4 protein-coding genes are annotated in these 2968 nt (G+C 63.6%); 3 read left to right on the top strand and 1 reads right to left on the bottom strand.

Annotated elements, in window-relative coordinates; all coding sequences use genetic code 11:
- On the bottom strand, positions 1 to 238 hold a 238-nt coding region (locus AC1D2K_RS32820; RefSeq protein ID WP_478094378.1), incomplete at its 3' end, for a hypothetical protein.
- Between AC1D2K_RS32820 and AC1D2K_RS32825 the strand changes: the two genes are divergently transcribed.
- The 3 genes from AC1D2K_RS32825 to AC1D2K_RS32835 form a co-directional block, all read left to right on the top strand.
- On the top strand, positions 237 to 680 hold the full coding sequence (locus AC1D2K_RS32825; RefSeq protein WP_478094380.1) for an outer membrane lipoprotein: 444 nt from the start codon (positions 237 to 239) through the stop codon (positions 678 to 680). The two genes, AC1D2K_RS32820 and AC1D2K_RS32825, sit on opposite strands and share 2 nt — an antisense overlap.
- A 183-nt stretch (positions 681 to 863) precedes the next feature.
- Positions 864 to 1172 (top strand): hypothetical protein, encoded by a 309-nt coding sequence (locus AC1D2K_RS32830; RefSeq protein ID WP_478094381.1) that lies wholly within the window; start codon positions 864 to 866, stop codon positions 1170 to 1172.
- 283 nt (positions 1173 to 1455) lie between these two features.
- Positions 1456 to 2968, top strand: a 1513-nt coding sequence (locus AC1D2K_RS32835) for a PAS domain-containing protein (RefSeq protein WP_478094382.1), incomplete at its 3' end; no start/stop codon positions are given.

Genomic DNA, 2968 nt, shown 5'->3' on the forward strand with positions numbered 1-2968 from the left:
GTGCACGGACCAGCAAAAAAATGGGCGCGCCGATCTCCATCTGTGCACGGACCAGCAAAAAAATGGGCGCGCCGATCTCCATCTCCAATTCGCTGTCGTCGATGACGATGCGAGCGTCCGTCGCTCGCTCGGGAGGCTGAAGTGGCGCTGCTCCTTCTCGCGAGACCTGTCTTCGATTTTTCTCGCCAAGCCAGATCAACTCAAATTTCTTCCACCCCGTACCGGAGTTCCAATCCATGAACGTGCGTCTTTTCTCGCGGCTCGCCGCATTCGCAATGGCTCTCTTGCTCACCGCGTGCGCCGCACCGGGCTCGCAGCAGGCATCGATGACGRTCCGCCAGGGCAAGATCGAGCAGATCATGCCGACCGAGATCCCGACCTCCCACCATACCGGAGTGGGTGCAGTGCTCGGCGGACTGGCCGGTGTCGGCATCGGCAGCCTGATCGGCGGTGGCACCGGCCGCGATGTGGCCATGGTGGTGGGCGCGATCGGCGGCAGCGTGGCGGGCAGCCAGATTGCGGAACGTTACAGCAAGCCGCTCGAAGGCCAGCAGATCTTCGTTCGCACCGACAGTGGTGTGCTGGTCGAGGTGACGCAGCCGGTGATGCCCGGACTGCGAGTGGGGCAGCGGGTCTTCATCCAGGGCAATGGCGAGGCCGCTCGCGTCCAGCCCCAATGAGCTGAGCGACAGCACGGGTCACAGGTCCGCATGCCGACCGATTGGCCCCATCAGAATCCTGGCATCGCGAACGCTGGTTTCTTCGAAACGGCACTCGGAGCGTCCAATGCCGAGCGCCCGGCCGGACCGGCCGCAATGCCGCGGATTCTTTTCGCAATTTGAGTCACAGTCCGAGGAGTCAGCATGTCCTTTCGCATTCGTTCCGCAACAGCCATGGTTTATTGCCTTGTCGCCAGTGGCTGCGCCAACTATCAGCCTCCGGCGCCGATCATCGGAGGCTTCATGTCTCCGCTTGTGGCGCGAACCAGCTGCATCGACGCCGTCTCCCGCGAGTACAAGGTGCCAAGGGCAAGCGTGACGCCGACCAGCGACGCGAGCACCATGAGGGAAGGCTTCTACGTCGTCACCCTCAGCATCGGAGCCGGACAACCGGCGATCAACTGCACCGTCAACGAGAACGGCGTCGTGTCCGACGTGATTCGCGCACGCTGAAGCGCGTCCAGCGGAACAAGCCTTCGCCGGCATCCCTGTCTTTCGATAGGCCCCTTGGAATCGTGGTTCGACAAGACATGGAAGCCGGGTGAATTCGAACTCGTGAACTGATCCATGTCCGTCCCGGTGCGGCAGCACCGGGACGTGTCGATGAGCTTGTGCTCCGTCATGAATCCCGTCTTCGCCGCCGGCAACGCCATGGTCATGCCGCGCTTCGGCATCCTCTCAAGTCACGTCATTCCACCCAGGCGAGAATCGGGCTTGGTCACCGAATGGAGTTTTCATGAGTTGGGTCACCATTGTTTGGGCCATGGTCGGCTCCGCGTGCCTCATGCTGGCTGCGGTGCACTTGCCGGTGTGGGTGAAGGATCGGGGCGCCTGGCCGAGTTTGTTCTTTCCGGTCTTGGCGGTGGCGACCGCTGCGCTTGCCTTCTGCGAACTCGTCATGATGAAAGCGCAGGCGCCAGCAGAGTATGCGCTTGCGAATCGCGCGGGACAGGTGGCGGTCTGGCTCGCCACCGTGTCGCAAGTCGGCTTCGTGCGCAGCTATCTCAAAAGCGGTCGCGCCTGGTTGGGGTGGACAGTCGTCGCACTGCGGACCTTCACCTTGTTGCCCAACTTCCTGAGCGGGCAGTCTCTGAACTTCAAAGAGATCTCGGGGCTGCGCGCCATTCCGTTCCTGGGCGAGAACGTCTCGATCGCCATCGGGACGCCCAATCCGTGGATGCTGGTCGGCCAGTTGGCGATGGGCCTGCTCGCGATCTTTGTCCTGGATGCCAGCCTTTCGGCCTGGCGCCGCGGCGACAGGACCGCAGCGCTCACCATCGGCGGCACGGCCTGCTTCTTCGCCCTGGGTGGTGTGGCGCAGGCGGTGGTGGTGTTCTGGGGCTTTGTCGAGGCGCCGATCACGGTCAGCTTGTTCTCATTGGGCATTGTGTTCGCGATGGCCTACGAACTGAGTCGCAACGTGCATCGCGCGGCGACACTGCTGCACGAGTTGCGCGAAGGGGAGGAGCGCATGACGCTCGCCATGCARGCCGCGAACCTGGGCCTCTGGACGCGYGATACCGCGTGCGGCACCTTCTGGGCGAGCCCGAGGACCCGGCAGCTGTTCGACTTTTCGCSGAACGAGCCGATGGATCTGGAGTCGTTGCTATCGAAGGTGCATGCCGACGACCGCCGCATGGTTCGCCTGGCGTTCTCCGAGGCGGGAGGGGACAGGATTGGCCACTTTCAGACGGAGTTTCGCGTCTTTGTTTCCGATGGCAGCATGCGGTGGATCTCGGCGCAAGGACAATTCGAGTTCGAGCGCCAGCGCGCTGTCCGCAGTCGGGGCGCCTGCAGCGACATCACCGCCCGCAAGGAGGCCGAGCAGGAAATGTTGCGCCTGCGGCATGAAATCGCTCACGCAGGCCGCTTGTCCGTGATGGGTCAGTTGGCGGCCGCTCTGGCCCACGAGATCAACCAGCCGCTGGGCGCCATCCTGCGCAATGCCGAAGCCGCAGTGCTCATGCTGCAATCCGGTCAGGCGGACCTTGAGGAGATCCGCGCGATCGTCGACGACATCCTCGCCGATGACCAGCGAGCGGGTGCCGTGATCGATCGCATGCGCGCGATGCTGCGGCGCCACGAGGTCGAGGTCGTGCCGCTGAACGTCCAAGACCTTCTGGAGAATGTCACGGCGTTGGTCCGTCCCGACGCCGCAGCGCGCCGCATTCGCGTGCATTTGCACGTTGCGCACCCTCTGCCGCCGGTCCTTGGCGATCGCATCCATCTGCAGCAGGTGCTGCTCAACC

The sequence above is a fragment of the Variovorax sp. P1_H12_2 genome (assembly GCF_056405335.1).

Coding starts and splice junctions, on each gene's coding strand:
- AC1D2K_RS32830 (WP_478094381.1), top strand. CDS start 864: ATGTCCTTTCGCATTCGTTCCGCAACAGCCATGGTTTATTGCCTTGTC.